Annotated in this window: 21 protein-coding genes; 14 read left to right on the top strand and 7 right to left on the bottom strand. The window is 59.7% G+C overall.

Features of this window, described 5'->3' with window-relative positions:
* The first annotated feature begins 4 nt into the window (after nt 1–4).
* The 3 genes from METH_RS18985 to METH_RS18975 all read left to right on the top strand — a co-directional run bounded on the left by METH_RS18985 (nt 5) and on the right by METH_RS18975 (nt 3461).
* Nucleotides 5–625 (top strand): RNA-binding protein, encoded by a 621-nt coding sequence (locus METH_RS18985; RefSeq protein WP_024092096.1) that lies wholly within the window; start codon nt 5–7, stop codon nt 623–625.
* Between the two features lie 8 nt (nt 626–633).
* A complete protein-coding gene (gene infB, locus METH_RS18980; protein WP_024092095.1) occupies nt 634–3120 on the top strand; it encodes a translation initiation factor IF-2 in 2487 nt (828 codons plus the stop codon).
* Nucleotides 3121–3206: 86 nt separating this feature from the next.
* A complete protein-coding gene (locus tag METH_RS18975; RefSeq protein ID WP_024092094.1) occupies nt 3207–3461 on the top strand; it encodes a hypothetical protein in 255 nt (84 codons plus the stop codon).
* A 244-nt stretch (nt 3462–3705) separates the two neighbouring features.
* On the opposite strand, the gene mutT is transcribed toward METH_RS18975, so the two are convergent.
* From mutT to METH_RS18960, 3 genes are read right to left on the bottom strand one after another with little or no spacing between them, the layout of a single operon-like run.
* Entirely contained in the window at nt 3706–4104 is a 399-nt protein-coding gene (gene mutT, locus METH_RS18970) for an 8-oxo-dGTP diphosphatase MutT (protein ID WP_024092093.1), read from the bottom strand.
* On the bottom strand, nt 4101–5327 hold the full coding sequence (gene argJ / locus METH_RS18965; RefSeq protein WP_024092092.1) for a bifunctional glutamate N-acetyltransferase/amino-acid acetyltransferase ArgJ: 1227 nt from the start codon (nt 5325–5327) through the stop codon (nt 4101–4103). The genes mutT and argJ overlap by 4 nt, the downstream gene beginning before the upstream one ends.
* A 2-nt stretch (nt 5328–5329) precedes the next feature.
* Nucleotides 5330–6181, bottom strand: a complete 852-nt coding sequence (locus METH_RS18960; protein WP_024092091.1) for a peptidylprolyl isomerase — start codon at nt 6179–6181, stop codon at nt 5330–5332.
* A 177-nt stretch (nt 6182–6358) separates the two neighbouring features.
* On the opposite strand from METH_RS18960, the gene secA reads away from it, so the two are divergent.
* The 3 genes from secA (at nt 6359) to METH_RS18945 (ending at nt 11853) form a co-directional block, all read left to right on the top strand.
* A complete protein-coding gene (gene secA, locus METH_RS18955) occupies nt 6359–9061 on the top strand; it encodes a preprotein translocase subunit SecA (RefSeq protein ID WP_024092090.1) in 2703 nt (900 codons plus the stop codon).
* A gap of 311 nt (nt 9062–9372) precedes the next feature.
* Complete coding sequence (locus METH_RS18950) at nt 9373–10275, top strand: hypothetical protein (protein WP_024092089.1); 903 nt, start codon at nt 9373–9375, stop codon at nt 10273–10275.
* A gap of 24 nt (nt 10276–10299) precedes the next feature.
* Nucleotides 10300–11853: a phosphate ABC transporter substrate-binding/OmpA family protein gene (locus METH_RS18945; protein WP_024092088.1), complete on the top strand. Its 1554-nt coding sequence runs from the start codon at nt 10300–10302 to the stop codon at nt 11851–11853.
* Between the two features lie 87 nt (nt 11854–11940).
* On the opposite strand, the gene radC is transcribed toward METH_RS18945, so the two are convergent.
* The 3 genes from radC to dnaK all read right to left on the bottom strand — a co-directional run bounded on the left by radC (nt 11941) and on the right by dnaK (nt 16167).
* Nucleotides 11941–12705 (bottom strand): RadC family protein, encoded by a 765-nt coding sequence (gene radC / locus METH_RS18940; protein ID WP_024092087.1) that lies wholly within the window; start codon nt 12703–12705, stop codon nt 11941–11943.
* A 276-nt stretch (nt 12706–12981) separates the two neighbouring features.
* A complete protein-coding gene (gene dnaJ, locus METH_RS18935) occupies nt 12982–14142 on the bottom strand; it encodes a molecular chaperone DnaJ (RefSeq protein WP_024092086.1) in 1161 nt (386 codons plus the stop codon).
* A gap of 78 nt (nt 14143–14220) precedes the next feature.
* Complete coding sequence (gene dnaK, locus METH_RS18930; protein ID WP_281173403.1) at nt 14221–16167, bottom strand: molecular chaperone DnaK; 1947 nt, start codon at nt 16165–16167, stop codon at nt 14221–14223.
* Nucleotides 16168–16357: 190 nt separating this feature from the next.
* Here dnaK and METH_RS18925 point away from each other — a divergent pair, with 190 nt between their 5' ends.
* The gene (locus METH_RS18925) at nt 16358–16960 is read left to right on the top strand and encodes an alpha-ketoglutarate-dependent dioxygenase AlkB family protein (protein ID WP_024092084.1); all 603 of its coding nucleotides are present in this window, start codon (nt 16358–16360) and stop codon (nt 16958–16960) included.
* Nucleotides 16961–17035: 75 nt separating this feature from the next.
* Here METH_RS18925 and METH_RS18920 read toward each other — a convergent pair whose 3' ends face one another.
* Nucleotides 17036–17857 (bottom strand): ABC transporter permease, encoded by an 822-nt coding sequence (locus METH_RS18920; RefSeq protein WP_024092083.1) that lies wholly within the window; start codon nt 17855–17857, stop codon nt 17036–17038.
* Nucleotides 17858–17969: 112 nt separating this feature from the next.
* Here METH_RS18920 and cysQ point away from each other — a divergent pair, with 112 nt between their 5' ends.
* The 7 genes from cysQ (at nt 17970) to METH_RS18885 (ending at nt 25588) form a co-directional block, all read left to right on the top strand.
* Nucleotides 17970–18767 carry a 3'(2'),5'-bisphosphate nucleotidase CysQ gene (gene cysQ / locus METH_RS18915; RefSeq protein WP_024092082.1) on the top strand — a complete coding sequence of 266 codons (798 nt, stop codon included), beginning with the start codon at nt 17970–17972 and terminating at the stop codon, nt 18765–18767.
* Entirely contained in the window at nt 18767–19567 is an 801-nt protein-coding gene (locus METH_RS18910; protein ID WP_024092081.1) for a 3-deoxy-manno-octulosonate cytidylyltransferase, read from the top strand. Before cysQ ends, METH_RS18910 begins: the two co-directional genes overlap by 1 nt.
* A gap of 178 nt (nt 19568–19745) precedes the next feature.
* Nucleotides 19746–20639 carry a UTP--glucose-1-phosphate uridylyltransferase GalU gene (galU, locus tag METH_RS18905; protein ID WP_024092080.1) on the top strand — a complete coding sequence of 298 codons (894 nt, stop codon included), beginning with the start codon at nt 19746–19748 and terminating at the stop codon, nt 20637–20639.
* A 45-nt stretch (nt 20640–20684) separates the two neighbouring features.
* Nucleotides 20685–21668: a UDP-glucose 4-epimerase GalE gene (gene galE / locus METH_RS18900; RefSeq protein ID WP_024092079.1), complete on the top strand. Its 984-nt coding sequence runs from the start codon at nt 20685–20687 to the stop codon at nt 21666–21668.
* A 2-nt stretch (nt 21669–21670) separates the two neighbouring features.
* Nucleotides 21671–22711, top strand: a complete 1041-nt coding sequence (locus tag METH_RS18895) for a glycosyltransferase family 2 protein (protein WP_024092078.1) — start codon at nt 21671–21673, stop codon at nt 22709–22711.
* 193 nt (nt 22712–22904) lie between these two features.
* Entirely contained in the window at nt 22905–23891 is a 987-nt protein-coding gene (locus tag METH_RS18890) for a glycosyltransferase family 2 protein (RefSeq protein WP_024092077.1), read from the top strand.
* Nucleotides 23888–25588: a DUF5927 domain-containing protein gene (locus METH_RS18885; RefSeq protein WP_024092076.1), complete on the top strand. Its 1701-nt coding sequence runs from the start codon at nt 23888–23890 to the stop codon at nt 25586–25588. The genes METH_RS18890 and METH_RS18885 overlap by 4 nt, the downstream gene beginning before the upstream one ends.
* The last annotated feature ends 6 nt before the right edge of the window (nt 25589–25594 follow it).

The following is a 25594-nucleotide window of genomic DNA, read 5'->3' as shown; positions in this document are numbered from 1 at the left end:
CTGCATGACACGCGGCGGCGCCACAAAAGACCGGACCGACGGGAGCGAACGCAAATGCATCGCAACCGGCGAGACCCAGCCCAAACAGGGCCTCATCCGATTTGTGATGGGTCCTGACGGGCAAGTTGTGCCTGATGTTATGGGCAAGCTGCCCGGCCGCGGTGTCTATGTGGCGTCCAGCCGGGCGGCATTGGAAACCGCGGTCAAAAAGAAGCTGTTTGCCCGCAGCTTCAAGGCCCAGGTTCAGGTGCCGGACGATTTGGTTCAGGAGGTTGAGCGGCAGGTTGCCCGCCGGCTTGTCGAGCTGATCAGTCTGGCGCGCAAGTCGGGCGATGCTGTGTCCGGCTTTGAACGGGTGAAAGACTGGCTGTACAAAGAGGACGCCCGGGTGCTGATCCAGGCTTCTGACGGGTCGGGGCGCGGAAAGTCGAAGCTGAGCACCCCCTACAAGGGCAAATTCATCGGCTGCCTCACGGCGGACGAGCTGGGACTGGCATTTGGGCGCCAAACTGCAATACATGCCGCCCTCGCCTCTGGCGGACTCAGCAAACGTGTTGTAGATGAGGCGCAACGACTGCAAGGTTTGCGCGAAATGGTGGGCGGCGACGGCCGCACGGAAGGATAAGAAGCTTTATGAGCGATAGTGACGGCAAAAAGACACTGGGTCTGCGTGGGAGTTCCCGTCCGGGGAACGTGAAACAGAGTTTCAGCCATGGACGGACCAAGAATGTCGTAGTGGAAACCAAGCGCAAGCGCGTTGTGGTTCCCAAGCCGGGTGCGGCCAAGGGGGGCAGCGGTGCTGCACCGTCCACATCCGGATCGCGCCGGCCTGCCGGCATCAGTGACGCAGAGATGGAGCGCCGCCTGAAGGCGCTGCAGGCCGCCAAAGCACGTGAGGCTGAAGAAACGGCAGCCCGGGCTGCTGAAGAAAAAGCGCGTGAAGAAGAGCGGAACCGCCGCCGCGCCGAAGCGGAAGCGAAGGAACGCGAGCAGCGCGAAGCCGAGGACCGTGCCAAGGCTAAGCAGGAAGAAGAAGAGCGCAAGAAGCGTGAAGCTGAAGTGGCAAAAGAACGTGCCGCTGCTGCCGCCGCTGCTCCTGCTGCCGACACGCCCAGAGCGGCGCGCCCGGCGCCGAATAAACCCGCGCCTGCTGCCGCGCCGCGTAAAGCAGATCGTGAACGCGAACAGCGTCAGAACCGCGGCAAGGGCCAGGACGATGGCCGCCGTTCGGGCAAACTGACTTTGGGTCAGGCCACTGGCGGCGGCGGCAATCGCCACCGGTCGATGGCGTCGATGAAGCGCAAGCAAGAGCGTGCCCGGCAAAAAGCTATGGGCGGCCAGGTCGAGCGTGAAAAGGTCATCCGTGACGTTCAGCTGCCCGAAGCGATCGTGGTATCTGAACTGGCCAACCGGATGGCGGAGCGCGTTGGCGAAGTTGTCAAATCGCTGATGAACATGGGCATGATGGTCACGCAGAACCAGACCATCGATGCCGATACCGCAGAACTGATCATCGAAGAGTTCGGCCACAAGGTGGTCCGGGTGTCTGCCTCCGACGTTGAAGACGTGATTAAGGAGATTGAGGACAAGGAAGACGATCTGAAACCGCGTCCGCCCGTCATCACCATCATGGGCCACGTCGACCACGGCAAGACCTCGCTGCTGGATGCAATCCGGGATGCCCGGGTTGTGGCTGGCGAAGCCGGCGGCATCACCCAGCACATCGGCGCTTATCAGGTGAAAACCGAAAGCGGCACTGTGCTGAGCTTCCTCGATACGCCCGGCCATGCGGCCTTTACCTCGATGCGCTCGCGTGGCGCTCAGGTGACGGATATCGTGGTTCTGGTTGTTGCCGCAGATGATGCGGTGATGCCGCAGACCATCGAAGCCATCAACCACGCCAAGGCGGCGCAGGTTCCGATGATTGTGGCGATCAACAAGATCGACAAGCCAGCCGCTGACCCGACAAAGGTTCGTACTGACTTGCTGCAGCACGAAGTAGTCGTGGAAGCGATGTCCGGTGACGTGCAGGACGTTGAGGTGTCCGCGGTTACCGGCCAGGGTCTCGACGAGCTGCTGGAAGCCATTGCACTGCAGTCGGAAATTCTGGAACTGAAGGCTAACCCCGATCGCGCCGCTCAAGGCGCCGTCATCGAGGCACAGCTGGATGTGGGCCGCGGCCCCGTGGCAACCGTTCTGGTTCAGAACGGGACCCTGCGCCAGGGCGATATCTTTGTTGTGGGTGAGCAATACGGCAAGGTCCGTGCGCTGATCAACGACAAGGGCGAGCGCGTCCAGGAAGCCGGCCCGTCCGTTCCGGTCGAGGTTCTTGGCCTCAACGGTACCCCGGAAGCAGGCGACGTGCTGAACGTGACCGACACCGAAGCGCAGGCGCGTGAGATCGCAGAATACCGTGAGCAGGCCGCGAAGGATAAGCGCGCCGCTGCTGGTGCTGCGACCACGCTGGAACAGCTGATGCAAAAGGCCAAGGATGACGAAAGCGTCTCCGAATTGCCGATCTTGCTCAAAGCTGACGTGCAAGGTTCCGCTGAAGCCATCGTTCAGGCGATGGAAAAGATCGGCAATGACGAGGTGCGCGTTCGCGTGCTGCATTCGGGCGTCGGTGCGATCACCGAAACCGATGTCGGCCTCGCTGAAGCCTCCGGTGCGCCGATCATGGGCTTCAACGTCCGTGCTAACGCTTCGGCCCGCAACACCGCCAACCAGAAAAGCGTCGAGATCCGTTATTATTCGGTGATCTATGATCTGGTGGATGATGTGAAAGCGGCGGCCTCCGGCCTGCTGTCTGCCGAAATCCGCGAGAATTTCATCGGATACGCGCAGATCAAGGAAGTCTTCAAGGTTACCGGGATTGGCAAGGTTGCCGGCTGTCTGGTCACCGAGGGAGTCGCCCGCCGCTCGGCTGGTGTGCGTCTGCTGCGCGACAACGTGGTGATCCACGAAGGCACGCTGAAGACCCTAAAACGCTTCAAGGACGAAGTGTCCGAGGTCCAGTCCGGCCAGGAATGCGGCATGGCGTTCGAAAACTACGATGATGTCCGTCCGAACGACGTGATTGAGATCTTCGAACGCGAAGAAGTCACCCGTACCCTTGACTGATCGTTGCTAAAGTCAGATTGAAGCGCAGGCCCTGGCACCTTTGCCGGGGCCTGTTTGTTTCTGCAAGGTTTCTTAGGCGGTTTCCAATGTTACGTGCCGCAGGGGCTGAAGCGCTTCTAAAGGCTACGCTAACTAAGTTCGCCGAGCCGGGAGATCAGGTTTACCGTTCGGCCCTGCCATTTTGCGCACGCCTCGGAGTCCAGCACGTTCTCCCGGTCTACGATGTTGACGAACTGCCTGCGCTGGCTGTCTCGGAAGCAGGCTTTGGCAATGCTGACCGCAAGGTGTGTTTTCTGGTTCCGGTGCCGCCGACGCGCCCGGCCCGTGCGCTGATGCAGTAATCAAACGATGAGCGAGCGGTCACGCGGCGCTGTATGACCCTCGAAATCGTCGCCGTCATCGGCAACACAGCCCGGATGGGCCCGGCGACAGCCGCCGCGCTGCAACTGAGGCCGGGCCGAGGATGAAGAACGAAGTCACTCCAGGCCCCGGGACTCTATAATAAATCCGATCTATAACTGCGGAAAACCGAGTAAATTCACCATTGGGAAAGTCTGGAACCGCCGTGGTGCAGCTACCTGCGCTTTACAGCCAGTCCCGAAGAATCGGAATTAGCGGGATATCGGCCGGTGGCATTGGATATTCCCGCAAATCCTGCGGCCGCACCCAAGTCAGGGTCTGCCCCTCTTTGGCTTGCGGGATGCCGTCCCATTTACGGCAGGCAAAAAGCGGCATCAGCAGGTGGAAATCCTCGTAGGAGTGACTGGCGAAGGTCAGCGGCGCAAGGCAGGACGCCCAGGTGTCAATGCCCAGTTCCTCCTGCAATTCACGGACCAGGGCTGCCTCCGGTGTTTCACCTGGCTCAATCTTGCCGCCCGGGAACTCCCACAAACCGGCCATGGATTTGCCTTGGGGGCGCTGTGCCAGGAGCACGCGCCCATCCGCGTCGATGAGCGCGACAGCAGAAACAAGGACCACCTTCATGACCGGTAATCCGCGTTGATCGAGATATACTGATGGGTCAAATCGCAGGTCCATACCGTGGCCTTACCCGCACCCAGTCCCAGGTCGACTTTTATGGTGATCTCCTGTTTTTTCATCTCCGCAGCGCCGAGATCTTCCTTGTAGTCCGGTGCGACCCAGCCCTTCTCGGCGACTCGCACGTCGCCAAATGCGATTGACAACAGATCCCGGTCGGCTGCAGCGCCGGATTTTCCAATTGCCATTACCACCCGGCCCCAGTTCGGGTCCTCGCCCGCAATCGCGGTTTTAACCAGCGGCGAGTTGGCGATGGCCAGGCCATGAACCTTCGCATCCGCATCCGAGGCTGCGCCGGTTACCTGGACTTCCACGAATTTGGTGGCGCCTTCCCCATCGCGCACCACCTGGTGCGACAGGTCAAGCATTACCCGCTCCAGGCCGGCTGCAAACTCCGCGTTTCCAGTTGCGTCGACGCCCGAAGCACCGGTGGCGCACAGCATCAGGCTGTCAGAGGTCGAGGTGTCGCTGTCCACGGTGATGCAATTGAACGTGCGGTTGCAGATTTCCTCCAACTGCGCCTGCAGGTCAGCTTGTCCGACCTTTGCATCGGTGAAAATGTAGACCAGCATCGTTGCCATATCCGGAGCAATCATACCTGAGCCCTTGGCGATGCCGGCGATCTTAACCGTCTGGCCACCGATCCCCACCGTGGCGCTGGAACCTTTGGCAAAAGTATCGGTGGTCATGATCGCCTTGGCGGCGCCTTGCAGCGCGTTTTCGCTTAAACTCCCGTTCAGTTCGCCGATCTTTGCCAAAATTCGATCATGCGGCAGCGGCTCGCCAATGACGCCGGTGGAGGCAGTAAAGACGCGTCCAGCGGGCAGGCCGGTTGCATCCGCAACGGCAGTAGTGATCTCTGCCACCGAGCTTTGCCCGTAATGGCCAGTGAACGCATTGGAATTTCCGGAATTGACCAGGATTGCGGCACCGGCGTCAGCATTGCCGCCCAGTTTGGCCTGGCAGTCCAGAACAGGCGCAGAGCGGGTCGTGGACTGGGTGAACACCCCGGCAACCGCAGTGCCCGGGTCCATCACCGCCAGCATCACATCGGTCCGGCCCTGATATTTGACCCCGGCCGCGGCTGATGCAAAACGAACGCCCTGGATCACCGGAAGGTCGGGGAAGCTGGCTGGAGCCAGCGGCGAGACGGGCAGGGGGGCTCCCATGATCAGTTCCTTACCAGGCTAAGGTCTTTGAGAACTGCAGGATCCAGATCCTCGATCTCTGGCCGTTCGATTTCTGCGGACGCGGTCAGTTCATTCACGCGCTCTTCCACTGCCCGTTGACGCAATTCCTCGGCCAGCTGAGCCCGCACCTCTTCAAACTCGGGGGCTTCAGTTTTGCGGCGTTCATGCAGCAGGATCACATGCCAGCCGAACTGGGTTTTTACCGGGGCGGAGATCTCACCTGACTGAAGCTTCAGAACAGCGTCTTCGAATTCCGGCACCATACGGCCGGTGGTGAACCAGCCCAGATCGCCGCCGCTGGGGCCAGAGGGGCCGGTAGATTTTTCCTTGGCAAGCGTGGCGAAATCGGCACCGGCGTCCAGTTCCTTTTTGACGTCCTGCGCGTTCTCCTCACTCTCAACAAGGATATGGGCGGCGTGAAACTCGTCACCACCGTCACCGGACGAGTATTTCACGTCATAGGCGGCGCGCAGCGCGTCCTCGCCGCTGGCCTTTTCAATGACCATATCGATCACATTGGCGGCCAGCATGGCGCGTTCTTCGTTCTCGACAGACAGCTCGACGTAGCGAGGCACGTCGCTATGCAGCTGCTGTTTCAGCAAGGTTTGCTGAACCAGCTGATCCAGAATGGCCTTGTAGAGCACGTCATCAGGCAGCTCTTTGTACTGCGCAGGCAGGTTTTCCCGGGCCATTACCATATGGCCGATGGTGATCTCCTCGCCATTGACCGAGGCAACAACCGTGTTTGCATGGGGTGCAGCGACCGCGGCCAGCGGCAGTGCAGCACAGGCCGCCACCGCAGCGCCACGCAGAAAAGTGAGACCTTTACGCATTGAAAACTTCCTATTCCTAGGCCGTATAAGGGCCTGCCGTTGACACTCAATACCCCGCCGCTTACATCGCCTTGAGGCCATTGGCAGGATCGTCTTACCACCATTGTTTATGGGTTGCGGACACGGCGGGCAAGCCTGCCCGATGCAAAGGCCGGACATAGGATCGCTGGAGAAAACATGCTGGGTTTCGGAACACTCGCCAAAAAGGTTTTCGGCACACCGAATGACCGTAAAATTAAGGCGACACGGCCGCTGATTTCACAAATCAACGGACTGGAGGACACGTTCGCGAAGCTCAGTGATGACGGGCTTAAGGACAAGACCGAAGAGCTGCGCAAGCGCGCATTGGGCGGTGAGAGCCTGGACGCGCTTCTGCCCGAAGCCTTTGCCAACGTGCGCGAAGCGGCCAAGCGGGCGCTTGGCTTGCGAGCCTTTGACACCCAGCTGATGGGCGGCATTTTCCTGCATCAGGGTAACATCTCCGAGATGAAGACCGGGGAGGGCAAGACCCTGGTGGCGACATTCCCCGCCTACCTGAATGCGCTGACCGGCAAGGGCGTGCATGTGGTAACCGTGAACGAATACCTGGCCACACGCGACAGTGAATGGATGGGGAAGGTGTTTGCGCAGCTGGGCATGACCACCGGTGTGATCTGGTCGGGGCAGGCCGACGCTGAAAAAATGGCCGCCTATAACAGCGACGTCACCTATACCACCAACAACGAGCTGGGTTTCGACTATCTGCGCGACAACATGAAACCGTCGCTGGATCAGGTGTTCCAAAAACAGCACAACTTTGCCATCGTTGATGAAGTCGACTCGATCCTGATCGACGAGGCCCGCACCCCTTTGATCATTTCCGGCCCGGCTGAAGACAGGTCCGAGCTTTATTCAACCATTGATAAAGTGATCCCGCTTCTGTCCGGAGATCACTATGAGATGGACGAGAAAACCCGTGGTGTGACCTTTACTGAGGACGGCAACGAATTCCTGGAACAGACGCTGCGCGAGCACGGGCTGCTGGAGGAGGATGCCTCGCTTTACGATCCTGAAAGCACCTCCGTTGTCCACCACGTGAACCAGGCTCTGCGCGCGCACAAATTGTTCCAGCGGGACAAGGATTATATTGTCCGCAACGGCGAAGTTGTCTTGATTGATGAATTCACAGGTCGCATGATGCCGGGCCGCCGCTTGTCCGAAGGGCTGCATCAAGCCATTGAGGCTAAGGAAGAGGTCAATATCCAGCCGGAGAACACCACTCTGGCCTCGGTGACCTTCCAGAACTATTTCCGACTTTACGACAAGCTATCAGGCATGACCGGCACCGCGATGACCGAGGCGGAGGAATTTGCCGAGATCTACAGCTTGGGCGTGGTAGAAGTGCCGACCAACCGCCCGATTGCGCGGGTGGATGAGGACGATCAGGTCTACCGCACCGCCCGCGAGAAATACGAGGCGATGATCAAGGAAGCCAAGGTCGCGCATGAAAAGGGCCAGCCGGTATTGCTGGGCACCACTTCGATCGAGAAATCCGAACTGCTGAGCCAGATGCTGCAGCAGGACGGCATCCCGCACAACGTTCTGAACGCCCGCCACCACGAGCAGGAAGCGCAGATCGTTGCCGACGCCGGCCGGTTGGGCGCGGTGACCATCGCCACCAACATGGCCGGCCGCGGCACCGACATTCAGCTGGGCGGCAACGTCGAGTTGAAGGTGCTGGAGGCGCTGGCCGCAAACCCGGAAGCCGATCCGGCAGAACTGCGCGCGGCCGAGGAAGCCAAGCACGCCGAGGAAAAGCAGAAGGTTCTGGATGCGGGCGGTCTGTTCGTGATGGCCTCGGAGCGTCACGAAAGCCGCCGCATCGACAATCAGCTGCGCGGCCGTTCCGGCCGTCAGGGCGATCCCGGCCGCACCCGCTTTTACCTCAGCCTCGAAGACGATCTGATGCGCATCTTTGGCTCCGAACGGCTGGACAAGCTGTTGTCGTCGCTGGGCATGAAGGAAGGCGAAGCCATCATTCACCCTTGGGTGAACAAGTCGCTGGAACGTGCGCAGGCCAAGGTCGAGGGCCGCAACTTCGACATGCGCAAGAACGTGCTGAAATTCGACGACGTGATGAACGACCAGCGTAAGGTGATCTTCAACCAGCGCCGCGAGATCATGGCCGCCGAGGACCTCTCGGAGATTGTCGATGACATGCGTCACGAGGTTATCGACGACCTGCTCGATACCCATATGCCGCCCAAAACCTACGCCGACCAATGGGACACCGCAGGCCTGCAGGAACAGGTGCGAGAGATGCTGTCCATCGACGCGCCTGTGGCCGAATGGGCCGCCGAGGAAGGCGTCGATGACGAGCAGATCCGCGAACGTCTGGTCGCGGCCTCCGACAAGATGATGGCGGAAAAGGCCGCGGCCTTTGGCCCGGAAAACATGCGCAACATCGAAAAGCAGGTGCTGCTGCAGACCATTGACAAGAAGTGGCGCGAACACCTGCTGACGCTGGAGCACCTGCGCTCGGTTGTTGGCTTCCGCGGCTACGCTCAGCGTGATCCGCTGAATGAGTACAAGAACGAAAGCTTCCAGCTGTTCGAAACCATGCTCGATTCTCTGCGGGAGGAAGTCTCGCAGCAGCTTAGCCGTGTGCGTCCGATGACCGAGGAAGAGCAGCAGCAGATGCTGAAGGAAATGGCTGCCCGCCAGGCCGCAATGCAGCAAATGGCGGTGCCGCAGCCGACGGCTGCCGAAGCGCCTGCAGAGGAATCGGCACCGGGTTTTGCGGAGGATGATCCTGCGACTTGGGGAAACCCTTCGCGCAATGACAAATGCCCTTGCGGGTCGGGCAAGAAGTTCAAGCACTGCCACGGCAGTCTGACCTGAGATCCGGGGAAAGCGCGCAGGCTCTTTCTTAAAGCTGCGCCCGGCGGCGTGTGGGTGATTTCCCGCACGTCGCTGGCCTTTTGGAAAAGATTGCTTCCCTTGTGCATGGCGCTGCGCAAGGTACAGCGCGCTAGGCCGCTAGAGAAACTCTGGCAATGCCAAAGAACGGGGAGCAGACATGGGTCTGTTTCCCAGCGCGAGACAAAGATGGCGAAATTGCCGTATTTTCCTGAATCTCTCCTGCCGGCCGCCACAAACCGGCCGGAATTTTCAGGCAAGCTTTCTTAGCCGAACAGGTTCAGGAGGATCTCATGCTAAGCAAACAGGTGATGCTGACAAGCGCGTTGACGCTGGCTTGCGCCTTGGGCATCGGATTCTTCATGCAGTCCTCCGGCACGGGCTTGGCGGTCAGTATGGCTGGCCGGACCGCTGCGGCTGATCCTGAACTGCCAGGGGAGCCCGATGCTGCTCAGCTTCGAATCGAAAAGATAACGCTAACGTCGGTGCCGGCTGCTGCAAACGAGTTGGAAGCGGGCAGCCAGCCAGCCGAACCTTTGCATACAGTGTCCTGCCAAATGACGGCCGCGGCTGAAGCAGCCCCGATCGCAATGGTTAGGCTTTCGGTTGAGGCGGCATGCAGGCCAAACGAGCGCTTAACCGTGCATCACAGCGGCATGACCTTTACTGCTTCGTTAGACCAGTCCGGCCGGTTCAGCGCACAGGTGCCGGCTTTGGCCGGGACGGCCGTCTTCATCGCGGAGACCGCGAGCGGTAGCGGAGCTGTCGCCGTCGCGGAGGTAGATGGACTTGACGCTATTGAGCGGATTGTTCTGCAGTGGACCGGTAACAGCGGTTTCGAAATCCACGCTCGCGAGTTTGGTGCCGCCTATGGCAGCGCTGGCCATGTCTGGCGCGGCGCGGCTGGGGCCGGGCAAGTGGTCCGCCTGGGCGACGACAGCCAATTGGCACCGCGTATTGCCGAGATCTACAGCCTGCCACGCACCACAAGTGAATCCGGTACCGTGTCTCTGACTGCTGAGGCCGAAGTTACGGAATACAATTGCGGCAGGGATATTTCTGCTCAGGCGCTGCAATTGCTTGGTGGACAGCTCACCAGCCGGGATTTGGTGATGGCAATGCCGGATTGCGATGCAAAGGGCAGCTTTCTGGTGTTGAATAATCTGGTAGAAGATCTGAAAATCGCAACAAACTGATTTGCGGTAACTTCAGGTATCCATATGATCTTCTTTCGTGCGGCCGTTTGCGCCGCACTTTTTCTGACATTCTTTGCGCGCGGTCTTGCAGCCCAGGATGTCACCCTTTCTTCCCCCGATGGCGCGGTTGAACTCACTGGTACGTTGCTGGGGTTCGATGGCGAGTTCTACCGGGTACAGACCCAGTTCGGCGAACTCACCGTCGACGGCTCAGGTGTGGCTTGCGATGGACCAGGCTGCCCCAGCCTGTCAGGATTCGTTTCGGAAATCACTCTGGCTGGCTCCTCAGCCATGTCTGAGGTGCTGCTGCCCGCGCTGATCGAAGGCTTCGCCTTGCGGAACGGTTATCAGACGCAGTTGGAAGCATTGCCGGAGGGAAATTTTAGCCATGTTTTGCTGCGCGGGCAAACGCCGGCTGCACGCTTCACTTTCCTTTCCAGCAATACCGACGGGGGATTTGCGGCTCTTATCGCGGACGAAGCGGATGTGACGATGGCGCTGCGGGAGATACGCCCGCTTGAACAGAAGGCAGCCCTCGCCGCTGGACTGGGTGATCTGACCGGGCCGGGCCGCAGCCGGGTACTGGCGCTGGACGCTTTTGTGCCGGTGGTGGCGCCCAGCAATCCGGTGCGTGAGATTTCCTTGCCGCAGCTGGCTGGTATATTTTCCGGTCAGATCACCAATTGGGAAACGGTTGGCGGTCCTGATGCGCCGATTTCGCTGCATATGCCGGTTTCCGGATCAGGCCTTACCCAGGCGGTGGAGGATCGGCTGATGGCGCCTTCCGGAGCGGGTTTCACACAACGCATCCGCCGCCATGACAGCAGCAGTACACTTGCCAGACGGGTTCTGGTCGATCCCTTTGCTATAGGTATCGCCAGCTTTGCCGAGAAAGGCGCGACGCGGATGCTGACGTTGACGGGCCCCTGCGGGTTCTCTTTGCAGGCCAGCCGCAGGGCAGTAAAGACTGAAGACTATCCGCTGACGGTTCCTATGTTCCTTTACCTGCCGTCCCGCCGTCTGCCCAAGGTTGCTCGGGATTTCCTGGCGTATGTACGCGGCCCTGCGGCGCAGGCAGTTATCCGTCGGGCGGGATTTGTCGATCAGGCGCCGGAGCTGATCCCGGTCAGCCGACAGGGCAGCCGTCTGGCAAATGCGATCCTGGCTGCAAAAGAGGAACCCGGGTTAGAGGAGCTTCAGCGGCTGGTGACCCTGCTGGGCGGCATGCGCCGGTTAACAATCTCATTCAGGTTCGAGCCTGGATCGGCGCGTCCAGATGCGCAATCCCGCAGTAATGTCGAACAACTGGCCCGCGCGCTGGAGGCAGGAGAGTTTGACGGAAAAGAGCTTGTATTCGCCGGGTTTTCTGATGGGATCGGGCCAGCTGAAGGCAATCGGAAAATTGCTCTGCAGCGGGCCGAAGCCGTGCAGGAGGCGGTGATGAAAGCTGCGGAGACGGCAGATGCAGGCCGGGTGCAGATCAGTACTCATGGCTTTGGAGAAGCGCTGCCGATGGCCTGTGATGACAGCGAATGGGGCCGCCAGATCAACCGGCGGGTTGAGGTCTGGGTACGCTGACGCACATCCCCAGGCAGGTGCTGAAGTGCTTTTCGGGTCAGCCAGGGTTCCCAGTAAACCCCCGGGGCCGGGCATCGCGCTGAGCAGTTAGAGATAGCCTTGGGCGCGAAAACTTAGTTCGGTGGATTTACCGATGATCAGGTGATCGTGCAGGGTGATGCCAAGCGCAGAGAGAGCGGCCTGAACTTGAGTGGTCATACTGAGGTCACTGTCTGAAGGCGTTGGATCTCCGGACGGGTGATTGTGCACTAAAATCAATGCGCTGGCATTGATCTCAAGAGCCCTTTTGGCAACCTCCCGGGGGTAAACCGGGACATGGTCCACGGTGCCGCGGGCCTGTTCTTCGTCGGCGATCAGTACGTTCTTGCGGTCCAGAAACAGGATCCGGAACTGCTCTGTTTCCAGATGCGTCATGGTGGTGTGGCAGTAGTCAAGCAGCGCATCCCAGCTGGAAATCACCTGCCGCTGCATGACGCGGGCTCGGGCCATGCGGTGAGCAGCAGCCTCGAGCACTTTGAGGTCGGTTATCACAGCATCACCAATGCCTTTGACAGCCGCCAGCCGTTCGGGGGAGGCGGACACGACGCGGTTGAAATCTCCAAATCTATCAAGCAGCTGCCGAGCCACTGGTTTCACATCCCGGCGTGGAATAGAGCGGAAAAGAACCAGTTCCAGCAACTCGTAATCCGGCATTGCCGCAGCACCGCCCTTCATGAAACGGTCGCGCAGGCGGGCGCGGTGATCCTTGATATATGAGGGCAGGTAGCCAGAGGAGAGGGGGGGCGATGAGGCCTCGCCGCTGCCTGGGAACAACGGCAGGGAGACGTCCTTAAATGACGGGTCCTGTGCCATGGCGCCATGGTGCGGTCATCATAGTTGATAAAGTGTTAAGGCGACCCGCGATGCGGCGGCAGCCGGGGGCATGCGTGCATCCCTTGTGCACCGTTCCAGGGGGAAAAAAAGGGATGCCGCGCACCGCAAGCCTGGCGGGCTTTCCGCCGGCGTCTTCGGTCTCAGTCCAGGCCGCAAATAAAAAGAAAAGCGCCCCGGCGGGGGCGCTTTTGATTGGCTCGCTTTCCGGCAAAGGCCCGGGGTCCGCACGTTCCCAAGCCTTTGCAGGGTGTTTGCTCAGCCTTTCATCCCGTCCCAGAAGCTTTTCACCGAAGAGAAGAAGCTGCGGGATTCGGGGTTGGTGTTGTCCTCGGACATTTCCTCAAACTCGCGCAAAAGCTCTTTCTGGCGGGCGGTGAGGTTGACCGGTGTTTCCACAGCCAGTTCGATGAACATGTCGCCGGTGGCACCGCCGCGTAGCGCCGGCATGCCTTTGCCGCGCAGGCGCATCTGGCGGCCTGACTGACTGCCCTCGGGGATCTGCACCCTGCCGCGGCCGCCGTCGATAGTCGGCACCTCGATGGAGCCGCCAAGGGCTGCCTTGGCCATGCTGACCGGAACCCGGCAGTAGAGGTTGTTACCGTCGCGTTCGAACAGGCTGTGCGGAGCAACTTCGACAAAGATGTAGAGATCGCCTGGCGGGCCGCCGCGCAGGCCGGCTTCGCCTTCGCCTGCGAGGCGGATGCGGGTACCGGTTTCGACCCCTGCGGGGATGTTCACTGACAGCGAGCGGTCCTTTTCCACCCGGCCGTGGCCGTGGCAGGACTTGCACGGGTTCTTGATGATCTGACCCAAGCCCGAACAGGTCGGGCAAGTGCGCTCAACGGTGAAAAATCCCTGCTGGGCGCGGACCTTGCCCATGCCGGAGCAGGTCGGGCAGGTGGTCGGTTCCACACCGCCCTCGGCGCCGGTGCCCTCGCAGGAGGTACAAGAGACCGAAGTGGGCACTTTGATGGTTTTGTGCAAGCCGCCAAAGGCGTCCTCAAGCGAGACCCGAAGGTTGTAGCGCAGGTCAGCTCCGCGGGAGGCCCGCTGCCGTCCGCCGCCGCCGCCGCGCTGGCCGCCCATGAAGTCGCCGAACAGATCATCGAAGACGTCAGAGAAGGCAGAGGAAAAGTCGCCGCCGCCAAAGCCCTGGCCCTGTCCGCCGCGCTGTCCGCCGCCCATACCGTTTTCAAAGGCTGCATGGCCAAAGCGGTCATAAGCTGCCTTTTTCTCGGCGTCCTTCAGGACGTCGTAAGCCTCGTTGGCTTCCTTGAACTGCGATTCGGCGTCCGGATTATCAGAATTCCGGTCGGGGTGCAGTTCCTTGGCCTTCTTGCGAAAGCCTTTTTTGATTTCGTCTGCGGTGGCGCCTTTGGCCACGCCCAGAACGTCGTAATAGTCGCGTTTTGACATCGGATAACCCCATCTGCCTCAACGAAAATGGGCCGGTCCGGGGTCCGGACCGGCCCGCTATGGCCTGTGTATCAGGCGTTAGCGCTTGTCGTTGTCCAGGTCTTCGAATTCCGCGTCAACAATGTCGTCATCCGCCGGGCTTGCAGCCTCGTCCGCCGCGGCCGGCTCTTCTTCGCCGTCCGCTTCAGCCTGTGCTTTGTAGATCGCCTCGCCCAGTTTCATCGCAGCTTCGGTGACGTTCTGGATGCCGGATTTGATCTTCTCGGCGGTCGCTTTTTCGTTTTCCAGTTCGTCTTTCAGCGCAGCCACGGCCAGCTCGATCACCTCGACGGTGGACGGATCAACTTTTTCACCATGCTCTTCCACCGATTTCTCGGTCGAGTGGATCAGCGATTCGGCTTGGTTTTTGGCTTCGATCAGCTCGCGGCGCTCCTTGTCCGCCTCGGCGTTCTCCTCGGCGTCCTTGACCATCTTTTCGATGTCGTCGTCGGACAGGCCGCCCGATGCCTGGATGGTGATCTGCTGTTCTTTGCCAGTCGCCTTGTCCTTGGCGCCGACCGATACGATGCCGTTGGCGTCGATGTCAAAGGTCACTTCGATCTGCGGCATGCCGCGTGGTGCCGGCGGGATTTCCTCGAGGTTGAACTGGCCGAGCATCTTGTTGTCGGCGGCCATTTCACGCTCGCCCTGGAAGCAGCGGATGGTCACGGCGTTCTGGTTGTCTTCCGCGGTCGAGAATACTTGGCTTTTCTTGGTCGGGATGGTGGTGTTGCGGTCGATCAGGCGGGTGAAGACACCGCCCAGGGTTTCGATGCCCAGGGACAGCGGGGTCACGTCGAGCAGCACCACGTCCTTGACGTCGCCCTGCAAAACGCCGGCCTGGATGGCCGCGCCCATGGCAACCACTTCGTCAGGGTTGACACCTTTGTGCGGTTCCTTGCCGAAGAATTTGGTCACTTCTTCGATGACACGCGGCATACGGGTCATACCGCCGACCAGAACCACTTCGTCAATGTCGGAAGCGGACAGGCCAGCGTCCTTCAGGGCCGCCTTGCACGGGTCCATCGAACGCTTAATCAGGTCGGAGACCAGGCTTTCCAGCTTGGCGCGGGTCAGCTTCATCACCATGTGCAGCGGCTGGCCCGAGGAGGGGTCCATCGAGATGAACGGCTGGTTGATCTCGGTCTGCGAGGTGGAGGAGAGTTCGATCTTGGCTTTCTCAGCGGCCTCTTTCAGGCGCTGCAGGGCCATCTTGTCCTTGGACAGATCGACACCGTTTTCCTTTTTGAACTGGTCCGCCAGGTAGTTGACGATACGCATGTCAAAATCTTCGCCGCCCAGGAAGGTGTCACCATTGGTCGACTTCACTTCGAACAGGCCATCGTCGATTTCCAGGATGGTCACGTCGAAGGTGCCGCCGCCGAGGTCATAAACCGCGATGGTCTGGGTATCTTCCTTGTCGAGGCCGTAGGCCAGCGCAGCCGCGGTCGGCTCGTTGATGATACGCAGTACCTCGAGGCCTGCGATCTTGCCGGCGTCTTTGGTAGCCTGGCGCTGTGCGTCGTTGAAATAGGCCGGGACAGTGATCACCGCCTGGGTGACTTCCTCGCCCAGGTAGGATTCCGCGGTCTCTTTCATCTTGCCCAGGGTGAAGGCTGAGATTTGCGAAGGGGAGTATTTCTCACCCTTGGCTTCCACCCATGCGTCGCCATTGCCGCCGTTGATAATGGAAAACGGCACCATCTTCTTGTCTTTGGCGACTGCGGCGTCGTCGAACCGGCGGCCGATCAGGCGCTTAACGCCGAACACGGTGTTGTCGGGGTTGGTGACAGCCTGGCGTTTGGCCGGCTGGCCGACCAGGCGTTCGTCGTCGGTGAAGGCAACAATTGACGGGGTTGTGCGTGCGCCCTCGGCGTTTTCAATCACGCGGGGCTGGGAGCCATCCATGATGGCCACGCAGGAGTTGGTGGTACCCAGGTCGATGCCGATAACTTTGCTCATTTGCGATCCCTTTTTACTACTCAAGGCGATTACCCGAGGCCTGAACCCGTTGCGGCATCCTGGCCCCGATGGAAGTTGCGGTTTGGTCTGCACCTTGCCGCGTCCCGGCGTATATAGGGACGTGAAAACGGCCCTGCAAGCGCTCAGGCACGCCCGGAGGCGTGAATCAATACGCTTTTTTGCAAGGGCTATGGTTAAGGATGGATGAACGGCAATGACCTTGCTGCGTGTGCGCGATTTCGATGTCTACAAGGGGTTCCTTGGTCCGGACCGGCAAGCGGCGTTGATAGACGCGTTGCGGCCGGTGCTGAAAGCGGCGCCGCTGATTTCCCCCAAGGTGCGGGGCGGCGGGCAGATGTCGGTACGGATGACGTCGGCGGGGCAGTTCGGCTGGTATTCTGACGCCTCCGGTTACCGCTATGCGGAACAGCAGCCCTCCGGGCGCAAGTGGCCGGATATCCCGGAGGCGGTACTGGAGATCTGGCACGCGCTGACCGGACTGGAACGTGAGCCGGAGTGCTGCCTGCTGAACTACTATGGCGAGGGCGCCCGGATGGGGCTGCATCAGGACAAGGATGAGGCGGATTTCTCTTACCCTGTCGTGTCAATCAGCTTGGGAGATGATGCGCTGTTCCGGATCGGCAACCGCAGCCGCGGCGGCAAGACGGAATCGATCTGGCTCAGCTCTGGCGATGCGGTGGTCATGGGCGGCGAGGCGCGGCTGACCTATCATGGGATAGACCGGATCCGGTTCAAATCCTCACGGCTGCTGCCCAAGGGCGGGCGGATCAACTTAACACTCAGAATGGTCACGTGATGCCAGTGCAGCGCAATGGTGTCGTGGCTATCTTTTGCTAAGCCTTTTGAAAAAAAACCTGGACCGGTTTTGCGGTTACCGCCGCGCGCCCCAGCTGATGGAGACCTGGCGGCGGGTGTAGAATTCGCCCATCAGGCCAATCACGATCAGCACCAGCGCTACCCAGGCTGCATACTGCCAGGAGCTGAAATGCGGGTTGTAGTTGATAAAGACAAAGCCGCGGGCCTGGTCGATGCAGTGAAACAGCGGGTTCCAGTCGAACATGGCAAGCATGAAGCTGGGCAGCGTGTTGGCCAGGAACATCTTGCCCGAGGCGATCATATTGGCCCGTTGATAGATCATCGTCAGAATACTCACCAGCCCAGGCGCCCAAGGTTTCAGCACCAGGAACACCAGCCCGACTGAGGCGCCAGTGGTCCAGGCCAGCAAAATCATGCCAAAGGCAGGTATAGGCTCTTCAATATGCACCGGTGTGAATGCGACGTGGTAGACAAACAGGATGATGAACAGTGAAAAGACTTGAATGTACAGCGCGCCGATGGCGGCGGATAGAATGGCAACCATCGTGTTCATCGGCGCATGCTGCATCATCGGGCTGCTCGGGCCCTCGGCGCTGGCAACGGCACCGACGGTCTTGGTGTGGACCATGAACAGGAACACACCGGATATAACATAGAGCAGGAAGTCGCCGCGAATGGCGGAGCCGCGCAGGCCTAGCAGCGCAAACATGGCAAAAAAAGCTGCAACGAAGAGGACGGCCTGCAGGATGTTCAGTGCCAGGGCCGCAAAAGCATTGTTGTGCTTGGATCGGACACTGCGCACGACCGAATGGAAGACCACCTCGCTTAGTGTGAGGAGCCCGGACACCGAGGATTGCTGCGTGCGCTGTTGAAACATGAGACCTGTATTCTCTGCTCGAATTCAATGCGGCTGCTTGCCGTTCTGGTATCTGCGCATCATAAGGGGCAAGAGGCAAATTTTCAATTAAACCCGTGCTAGGGAGATCCGCGTGACATATGAAGACCTGGTGCCCGTGATCCGCCGGCTGGCAATTGAGGCCGGCGCAAAGATCATGGAAATCTACAATTCCGACGATTTCGACGTGAAGGTGAAATCCGACGAAAGCCCGGTAACGGCGGCGGATGAAGCTGCAGATGCGCTGATCTCTGAAGGTCTGCGGGCGGCCTTCCCGGACATGATGCTGGTCACCGAAGAACAATCCGACTCGCACAAAGAGCGCGGCGATACCTTTCTGATCGTCGATCCTTTGGATGGTACCAAGGAATTCATTCACCGGCGCGGCGATTTCACCGTGAATATCGCGTTGGTGGAAAAGGGCGTGCCGACCCGCGGTGTGGTCTATGCTCCTGCCAAGGAACGGATGTTCTTCACGCTGGCGGATGGCAGCGCTGTGGAGGAGACCGGCGCGTTTGATCCGGACACTATCGGTGAAACAAATCCGATCCGGGTCGCCAGCAGTGACAATGCCGCATTGATGGTGGTGGCGTCGAAATCGCACCGCGATCAGGCAACTGACGATTATATCGGCAAGTACAATGTGAGAGACAGCAAGAGCGCCGGCTCTTCGCTGAAGTTCTGCCTGGTGGCCACCGGTGAGGCGGATCTGTATCCGCGTGTCGGCCGCACCATGGAATGGGACACAGCTGCCGGTCATGCGGTGCTCGCAGGAGCTGGCGGAAAAGTCGTGCGTTTTGACGATCACTCCCCGCTTGTTTACGGCAAGGAAGGCTATGCGAACCCGTTTTTCATCGCCTATGCACCGGCTGTGGAGCTGAAGAAAGCCTGATGTCTGTTCTGATCGTCATCCCCGCCCGCTACGCTTCGACCCGCTATCCCGGCAAGCCGCTGGTGCCGCTCACCGGCGCCACCGGCGAGGCCCGTTCGCTGGTGGAACGGTCCTGGCGTGCAGCCTGTTCGGTGCAAGGAGCGGACCGGGTGGTTGTGGCGACGGATGATGATCGCATCAAGCGGGCAGCCGAGGCTTTCGGCGCCGAGGTGGTGATGACTTCGGAAACTTGCGGCAATGGTACCGAGCGCTGTGCCGAGGCGCATGCAGCGTTGGGCGGCGAGTATGAGGTTGTGGTGAACCTGCAGGGCGACGCCCCGCTGACACCGCACTGGTTTGTCGAGGATCTGGTGGCGGGGCTGCGCGCCTCCCCCGGCATGGGGCTGGCGACGCCGGTGCTGCGCTGCAATGGCGGGATGCTGAACAGTCTTCTGGCCGATCGCCAGGCCGGCCGGGTCGGCGGCACCACCGCAGTATTTGCCGAAGACCGCAGTGCGCTCTATTTCTCTAAAGAAGTGGTTCCGTATTGCGCGCAGGCCTTTGGGGATGGCGAAGTTACGCCGGTCTTTCATCATGTCGGTGTCTATGCCTACCGCCCGGACGCCTTGTCGGCGTATTCTGGCTGGACGGCGGGGCCGCTGGAGAATCTGGAAGGGCTGGAACAGCTGCGCTTCCTGGAAAACGGCCGCAAAGTTCTGTGTGTCGAAGTCGATTCCCGAGGGCGCGAGTTTTGGGAACTTAATAACCCGGAAGACGTGCCGCGGCTGGAAGCGATGATGAAGAAGATGGGTCACGAGTAGGCGGAGAATGGTAGTAGGTACTGACACAGGTAAATACACACTATAGAGATGCAGCCAGGGGCCGATGGCAGCGGCATCGCAAAATGTTGGGGACAGCCAGGTCTCGCGGAGTTTCACCCTTCCCCGAGGGAGTGTGAAAGCGGTAACCGGCCTGGAATTTTAGTATTGAGAGAGCGCCATGCGTAAAAAGGTAACTAAGGCAATTTTTCCCGTCGCAGGTATGGGAACCCGATTCCTTCCCGCAACCAAATCCGTTCCGAAGGAAATCATGACTCTGGTCGACCGGCCGCTGGTGCAATACGCCATCGATGAGGCGCGTGCAGCCGGGATCAAAGAGTTCATTTTCGTCACCTCGCGCGGCAAAGGTGCGCTGGAAGACTATTTTGACCATTCGCCGGTTCTGGAGCAGGAGTTGCGAAAAAAGGGCAAACAAGACCTGCTGGACTTGCTGCAAGGCACCAATATGGAATCAGGTGCTATTGCCTATATCCGCCAGCACAAGGCGCTGGGCCTGGGTCATGCTGTCTGGTGCGCGCGTCGGCTGATCGCCAATGAGCCCTTTGCGGTGATCTTGCCGGATGACGTGATCGCAGCGGAAAAACCGTGCCTGCAGCAGATGGTCGAAGCCTATGAGGAAACCGGCGGCAATATGGTCGCAGCGATGGAGGTCCCGCCTGAAAAGACGTCCTCTTACGGGGTCCTTGATGTGAAGGACGACATGGGGCAGGTGGTTGCGGCAAATGGTATGGTGGAAAAACCTAGTGCAGGCGAAGCGCCTTCGAACCTGGCGGTGATCGGCCGCTATATCCTGTCGCCTTCGGTTTTGAAGAACCTCAACAAGATGAAGTCGGGTGCGGGCGGCGAGATCCAACTGACCGACGCCATCGCCGAGGACATTGCGCAGGACGTGCCGGTTTACGGCTACCGGTTCCGCGGCCAGCGGTTTGACTGCGGCTCCAAGGCGGGCTTTTTGCAGGCAACCGTGGCCTTTGCACTGGCACGCGAAGAGCTGCGTGACGATCTGATGAACTATATTTCCGAGATCGCGCAGGTTGGCAAAGCCGCGCAATAACCACTCTGGCCGCCTCACAGGGCGGCCCTGCATGGGGCAGAGACAGTGACACATATACTTGTAACCGGTGGTGCCGGCTATATCGGTTCGCATGCCTGCAAAGCGCTGAAAGCGGCGGGCTATATTCCGGTAACCTACGACAACCTGGTAACCGGCTGGCAGGATGCGGTGAAATTCGGTCCGTTTGAAAAGGGCGATCTGAGCGACCGGATGCGGCTGGATGAGGTGTTTGCCAAGTATCAGCCGGCTGCTGTGATGCATTTCGCGGCGCTCAGCCAAGTGGGCGAAGCGATGAGTGAGCCGGGCCGCTATTGGGCCAATAACACCGGCGGGTCGCTCAATCTGATTGAGGCCGCAGTAGCGGCAGGCTGCCTGGACTTCGTGTTCTCCTCGACCTGTGCCACCTATGGTGAGCATGACAATGTGGTGCTGGACGAAAACACGCCGCAGCTGCCGCTGAATGCCTATGGGGCCTCCAAGCGCGCGGTTGAGGATATTCTCAAAGATTTCGGGGCTGCGAACGGGCTGCGTTCGGTGATCTTCCGTTATTTCAACGTGGCGGGTGCTGACCCTGAGGCAGAGGTGGGCGAGTTCCACCGCCCGGAGACCCATCTGGTGCCGCTGGTGCTGGATGCGGTTGCGGGCAAACGCGCTGCGCTGACCATCTTCGGCACCGATTACGATACTCCGGACGGCACCTGCATCCGCGATTATGTGCATGTCTGCGATCTGGTGGACGCGCATGTCTTGGGGTTGAAGTGGCTGGAGGCGGGCAAGGGCAGCCAGGTGTTCAACCTTGGCACCGGTTCTGGCTTTTCCGTGCGCGAAGTGATGGACAAGGCTGAGGCGGTGACCGGTCAGAAGGTGCCTTGCAACACAGGTGAGCGCCGCGCGGGGGATTGCACCAAGCTGGTGTCGGGTTCGACCCGTGCGGTCACCGATTTGGGCTGGGAGCCGTGCCGCTCCACTCTGGAGGTGATGATCGCTGACGCCTGGGAGTGGCATAAGACAGGTCACTACGAGGCCTGAGCATGACGCGCTCCGCCGCCCCTGACATGCCGCCTCTGGGCCTCGCCGGGGCCTACCGGATGCGGTGGAAGCGGCGGCGGATGCTGTGGCGGGCGTTGCGGGCCCGTCGCCAGATGCGCAAAATGGCTGGCAGTTCAGACCGGATCCCCGGAAACGGGGTTCTGGTCTTTATCGTTTTGCGCAACGAGATTACCCGGCTGCCCTATTTCCTGGAGTATTACCGGCGGCTGGGCGCTGTGCATTTCCTGGTTGTCGATAACGACAGTGATGACGGGAGCACTGAATATCTGGCCCAGCAGTGCGATGTTTCCGTTTGGCAGACCGCTGCCAGCTACCGGGAGGCGCGCTTTGGGCTCAACTGGCTGGGTTGGCTGCTGATCCGCTACGGGCATGGGCGCTGGTGTCTGACGGTGGATGCGGATGAGCTGCTGGTCTATTCCGGTATGGAAAAGCGCGGGCTGGACGACTTGACACAAAGTCTGGAACAGCAAGGGCGCCGGGGTTTTGGCGCTTTGATGCTCGATCTCTATCCTAAGGGGGCGCTGGGCGCGCAAAGCTATGCTCCGGGACAGGACCCGTGTGAAATTCTGCAATGGTTTGACGCGGGTCCATACCGGGCTGTGCGGCAGCAGCCGATGGGCAACCTTTGGGTCCAGGGCGGCGCCCGCGAAAGAGTTTTTTTCCAGGAGCAGCCAGAACGTTCGCCGACATTAAACAAACTGCCGCTGATCCGTTGGAACCGGCGCTATTCCTACATGAACTCAACCCATTCGCTTCTGCCTCCACAGATGAATGCGCTCTATGACGGGCCGGGAGGGCCGGATCCCTCAGGAGTACTGCTGCACACCAAGTTCCTGCCTGAGATTGTTTTAAAGTCAGCAACAGAAAAGCAGCGGCAGCAGCACTTTCATACGCCGCTTCAGTTTGACGGTTACTATGACGAAATCTCGGGAACTCCGGACTTGTGGCATTCTGGATCGGTTCGGTACCGGGGTCCGGAGCAGCTGGCAAACTCCGGGTTGATGACGCCGATCATCTGGTGACTTGCCGAACAGCCACAGTACTGTTGCAGCAAGGCCGTGCGGATGCGTAACTGTTTCTAAATTCGTTGTTAATACAATATGCTCGTGACATATTGTGCGGAAACTTGAGGCAGGTTCTGTTAGACCTGTACGGGTGAGCGCGCTCCCTGGATATTAGTTTGGAGTGAACGTGGGGCTTTGGGATTCTTACCGGATGCGGTTGCGGCGCAAGCGGCGTTTGATCCGTGCGGTGCGCAAATCCAGTGAGCTAACGACTGTGCAGGACAAGACCAAGGCAATCCGGCCGGGGGATATCCTGCTGGTCTGCACCATGCGCAACGAGCAGATCCGGCTGCCCTATTTCTTGCAGTATTACCGCGGCATGGGAATTAATCATTTCCTGTTTATTGACAATGGCTCCACCGATGGCAGCGCGGACTATCTGCGCGGCATGGACGATGTTTCTCTGTGGCACACGACAGCGAGCTACAAGCGTTCCGGCTTCGGCATTGACTGGATGAACGGCCTCAAACGCAAATATGCGGATGGGCATTGGGTTCTGGTGGTGGATCCGGATGAATTCTTTATCTACCCGTTCTGCGATACCCGGCCGATCCGCGCTTTGACAGATTGGCTGGACAATTCGGCGATCCGCAGTTTTTCGGCCATGCTGATCGATGTCTATCCCAAGGGAAGAATTGGCGAGGTTCCGTACCAGCCGGGGCAGAACCCGCTGGAGATTGCCCATTGGTTCGACAGCGGCAACTACACGATCCGCCGCAACCCGGAATACGGCAATTTGTGGATCCAAGGCGGGCCGCGGTCGCGGGTGTTTTTTGCAGACCAGCCCCAGCGGGCGCCGGCGCTGAACAAGATCCCGCTGGTCAAATGGCACCGCCGCTATGCCTATGCCAGCTCTACCCACGCGCTGTTGCCGCGGGGATTGAACCAGGTCTATGAGGCTGATGGCGGCGAGAAGGCAAGCGGGGCGCTCTTGCATACTAAATTCCTCGATACCTTCACTGTTAAGGCGCAGGAGGAGCTGGTCCGCGGGCAGCATTATGCTGGCTCCGCAGAGTACAAGGCCTATGCAGGAAGGCTGGAGGATCAACCCGAGCTGTGGTGCAAATGGAGTGAAAAATACATCAACTGGCGCCAGCTTGAGATTTTGGGGATGATGTCCAAAGGAAACTGGGCATGAGCGCGGTCGGGGTCGTCATGCTGGTGCACACCGCGTTGGAGCGGGCGGCGCAGGTGGTACGGCACTGGACAGCCAGCGGCTGCCCGGTGGTGCTGCATGTTGACCGCAACGTGGGGAAACAGGCGTTCACGCGTTTCAAAGACGCGCTGGCGGATGACCCGCTGGTCAGGTTTTCCGCCCGCCATCGGTGCGAATGGGGCACCTGGGGAATTGTTGCGGCTTCGCAATCGGCGTCCGAAGTGATGCTGGCGGAGTTTCCGCAAGTGCGCCATGTCTATCTGGCTTCAGGGTCGTGCCTGCCGCTCCGGCCGGTGCAGGAGCTGATCGATTACCTGGCAGCCCGCCCGCGCACCGATTTTATTGAAAGCGCCACCACTGCGGATGTGCCGTGGATTGTCGGCGGGCTAAGCCATGAGCGTTTCACGCTTAGGTTCCCATTTTCCTGGAAGAAACACCGTTATCTGTTTGACCGTTACGTGGATCTGCAGCGCAAACTGCGTTTCATGCGCCGGATCCCGCCCGGTCTTGTCCCGCATATGGGCAGCCAATGGTGGTGCCTGACCCGCCATACCCTGTCGGCGATCCTTGAGGATCCGGAACGTCCGGTTTATGATACCTTTTTCCGCAAGGTCTGGATTCCGGATGAGAGTTATTTCCAGACTCTAGTGCGGCAGTATTCCTGTAATATCGAAAGCCGCTCTCTGACGCTGTCGAAGTTCGATTTTCAGGGTAAGCCGCATATCTTCTACGATGATCATTTGCAGCTTCTGCGCCGGTCCGATTGCTTTGTTGCCCGCAAGATCTGGCCTCATGCTGAACGCCTGTATCAGGCGTTTCTGACCGACCCTGCTGGTGCGATGAAACGGACTGAGCCGAACCCGGGAAAGATCGACCGGATTTTTGCTAAGGCGGTAGAGCGGCGCACCCGCGGCAGGCCCGGTTTATACATGCAAAGCCGGTTTCCCGACCAAGGCTCGGAGAATGGCATTACATCCAGCCCCTATTCGGTGTTCCAAGGCTTTACGGAACTGTTCGACGATTTTGAGGGCTGGCTGGCCCGAACCACGGGCGCGCGTGTTCATGGGCACATATTCGCACCGCAAGGGGCGGCGTTCTCTGAAGGGCAGAGCTTGATCAATGGCTGCCTCAACAGCCATGCTAAGATCCGCGACTATAATCCGGAAAGCTTTCTGACCAGCCTGATTTGGAACACCCGCGGCGAACGCCAGTGTTTTCAGTTCGGACCCGGCGACAATCAGGCAGTGAACTGGTTGATGGCGCGGGATGCCAATGTGCAGATTTCTGTCATCAGCGGTGCCTGGGCGGTGCCGTTGTTCAAGTCCAACTGCAATTTCTCAGAACTCCGGCAGAAAGCGGCAAAACTGCAGCAGACAGAGGCTGAGCAGCTGCAGATCCTGCGCTCGCAATGGACCAAGGCACGGGTGCGGATCTGGAGCATGGCTGAGTTTGTGGAGGCACCGATGGAGCCGCTGCAGACGATCATTGACGAAATCGGCCCTCTGGCAGCACGTCATCTGAGCGAGGCGCCCAAGATGACGAACCTTGAGGGCTTTGGGCAGTTCCTGCAGAATCTCAAAAACCAGGGCATGCATCCCTATTTGATGGGAGATTTTCCAGTTGAGAAAAGCCCAGTCAGCCTCTCCAAGCCGCAGCGCAAACCCTATCTGGTGCGATAAAATCTA

Source organism: Leisingera methylohalidivorans DSM 14336, assembly GCF_000511355.1.
Lineage (GTDB): Bacteria > Pseudomonadota > Alphaproteobacteria > Rhodobacterales > Rhodobacteraceae > Leisingera > Leisingera methylohalidivorans.
The sequence above is the reverse complement of the archived record's forward strand: the minus strand, read 5'-3'. Positions and strand labels throughout refer to the sequence as shown.

What these genes read in the sequence shown, in the direction of transcription:
- METH_RS18890 (WP_024092077.1), top strand. Translation starts at nt 22,905, where the DNA reads ATGCGGTTGCGGCGCAAGCGGCGTTTGATCCGTGCGGTGCGCAAATCC.
- METH_RS18885 (WP_024092076.1), top strand. Translation starts at nt 23,888, where the DNA reads ATGAGCGCGGTCGGGGTCGTCATGCTGGTGCACACCGCGTTGGAGCGG.
- radC (WP_024092087.1), bottom strand. Translation starts at nt 12,705, where the DNA reads ATGGCACAGGACCCGTCATTTAAGGACGTCTCCCTGCCGTTGTTCCCA.
- METH_RS18960 (WP_024092091.1), bottom strand. Translation starts at nt 6,181, where the DNA reads ATGCGTAAAGGTCTCACTTTTCTGCGTGGCGCTGCGGTGGCGGCCTGT.
- argJ (WP_024092092.1), bottom strand. Translation starts at nt 5,327, where the DNA reads ATGGGAGCCCCCCTGCCCGTCTCGCCGCTGGCTCCAGCCAGCTTCCCC.
- METH_RS18910 (WP_024092081.1), top strand. Translation starts at nt 18,767, where the DNA reads ATGTCTGTTCTGATCGTCATCCCCGCCCGCTACGCTTCGACCCGCTAT.
- METH_RS18920 (WP_024092083.1), bottom strand. Translation starts at nt 17,857, where the DNA reads ATGTTTCAACAGCGCACGCAGCAATCCTCGGTGTCCGGGCTCCTCACA.
- galU (WP_024092080.1), top strand. Translation starts at nt 19,746, where the DNA reads ATGCGTAAAAAGGTAACTAAGGCAATTTTTCCCGTCGCAGGTATGGGA.
- METH_RS18895 (WP_024092078.1), top strand. Translation starts at nt 21,671, where the DNA reads ATGACGCGCTCCGCCGCCCCTGACATGCCGCCTCTGGGCCTCGCCGGG.
- METH_RS18975 (WP_024092094.1), top strand. Translation starts at nt 3,207, where the DNA reads ATGTTACGTGCCGCAGGGGCTGAAGCGCTTCTAAAGGCTACGCTAACT.
- METH_RS18945 (WP_024092088.1), top strand. Translation starts at nt 10,300, where the DNA reads ATGATCTTCTTTCGTGCGGCCGTTTGCGCCGCACTTTTTCTGACATTC.
- METH_RS18925 (WP_024092084.1), top strand. Translation starts at nt 16,358, where the DNA reads ATGACCTTGCTGCGTGTGCGCGATTTCGATGTCTACAAGGGGTTCCTT.
- METH_RS18950 (WP_024092089.1), top strand. Translation starts at nt 9,373, where the DNA reads ATGCTAAGCAAACAGGTGATGCTGACAAGCGCGTTGACGCTGGCTTGC.
- dnaJ (WP_024092086.1), bottom strand. Translation starts at nt 14,142, where the DNA reads ATGTCAAAACGCGACTATTACGACGTTCTGGGCGTGGCCAAAGGCGCC.
- infB (WP_024092095.1), top strand. Translation starts at nt 634, where the DNA reads ATGAGCGATAGTGACGGCAAAAAGACACTGGGTCTGCGTGGGAGTTCC.
- mutT (WP_024092093.1), bottom strand. Translation starts at nt 4,104, where the DNA reads ATGAAGGTGGTCCTTGTTTCTGCTGTCGCGCTCATCGACGCGGATGGG.
- METH_RS18985 (WP_024092096.1), top strand. Translation starts at nt 5, where the DNA reads ATGACACGCGGCGGCGCCACAAAAGACCGGACCGACGGGAGCGAACGC.
- secA (WP_024092090.1), top strand. Translation starts at nt 6,359, where the DNA reads ATGCTGGGTTTCGGAACACTCGCCAAAAAGGTTTTCGGCACACCGAAT.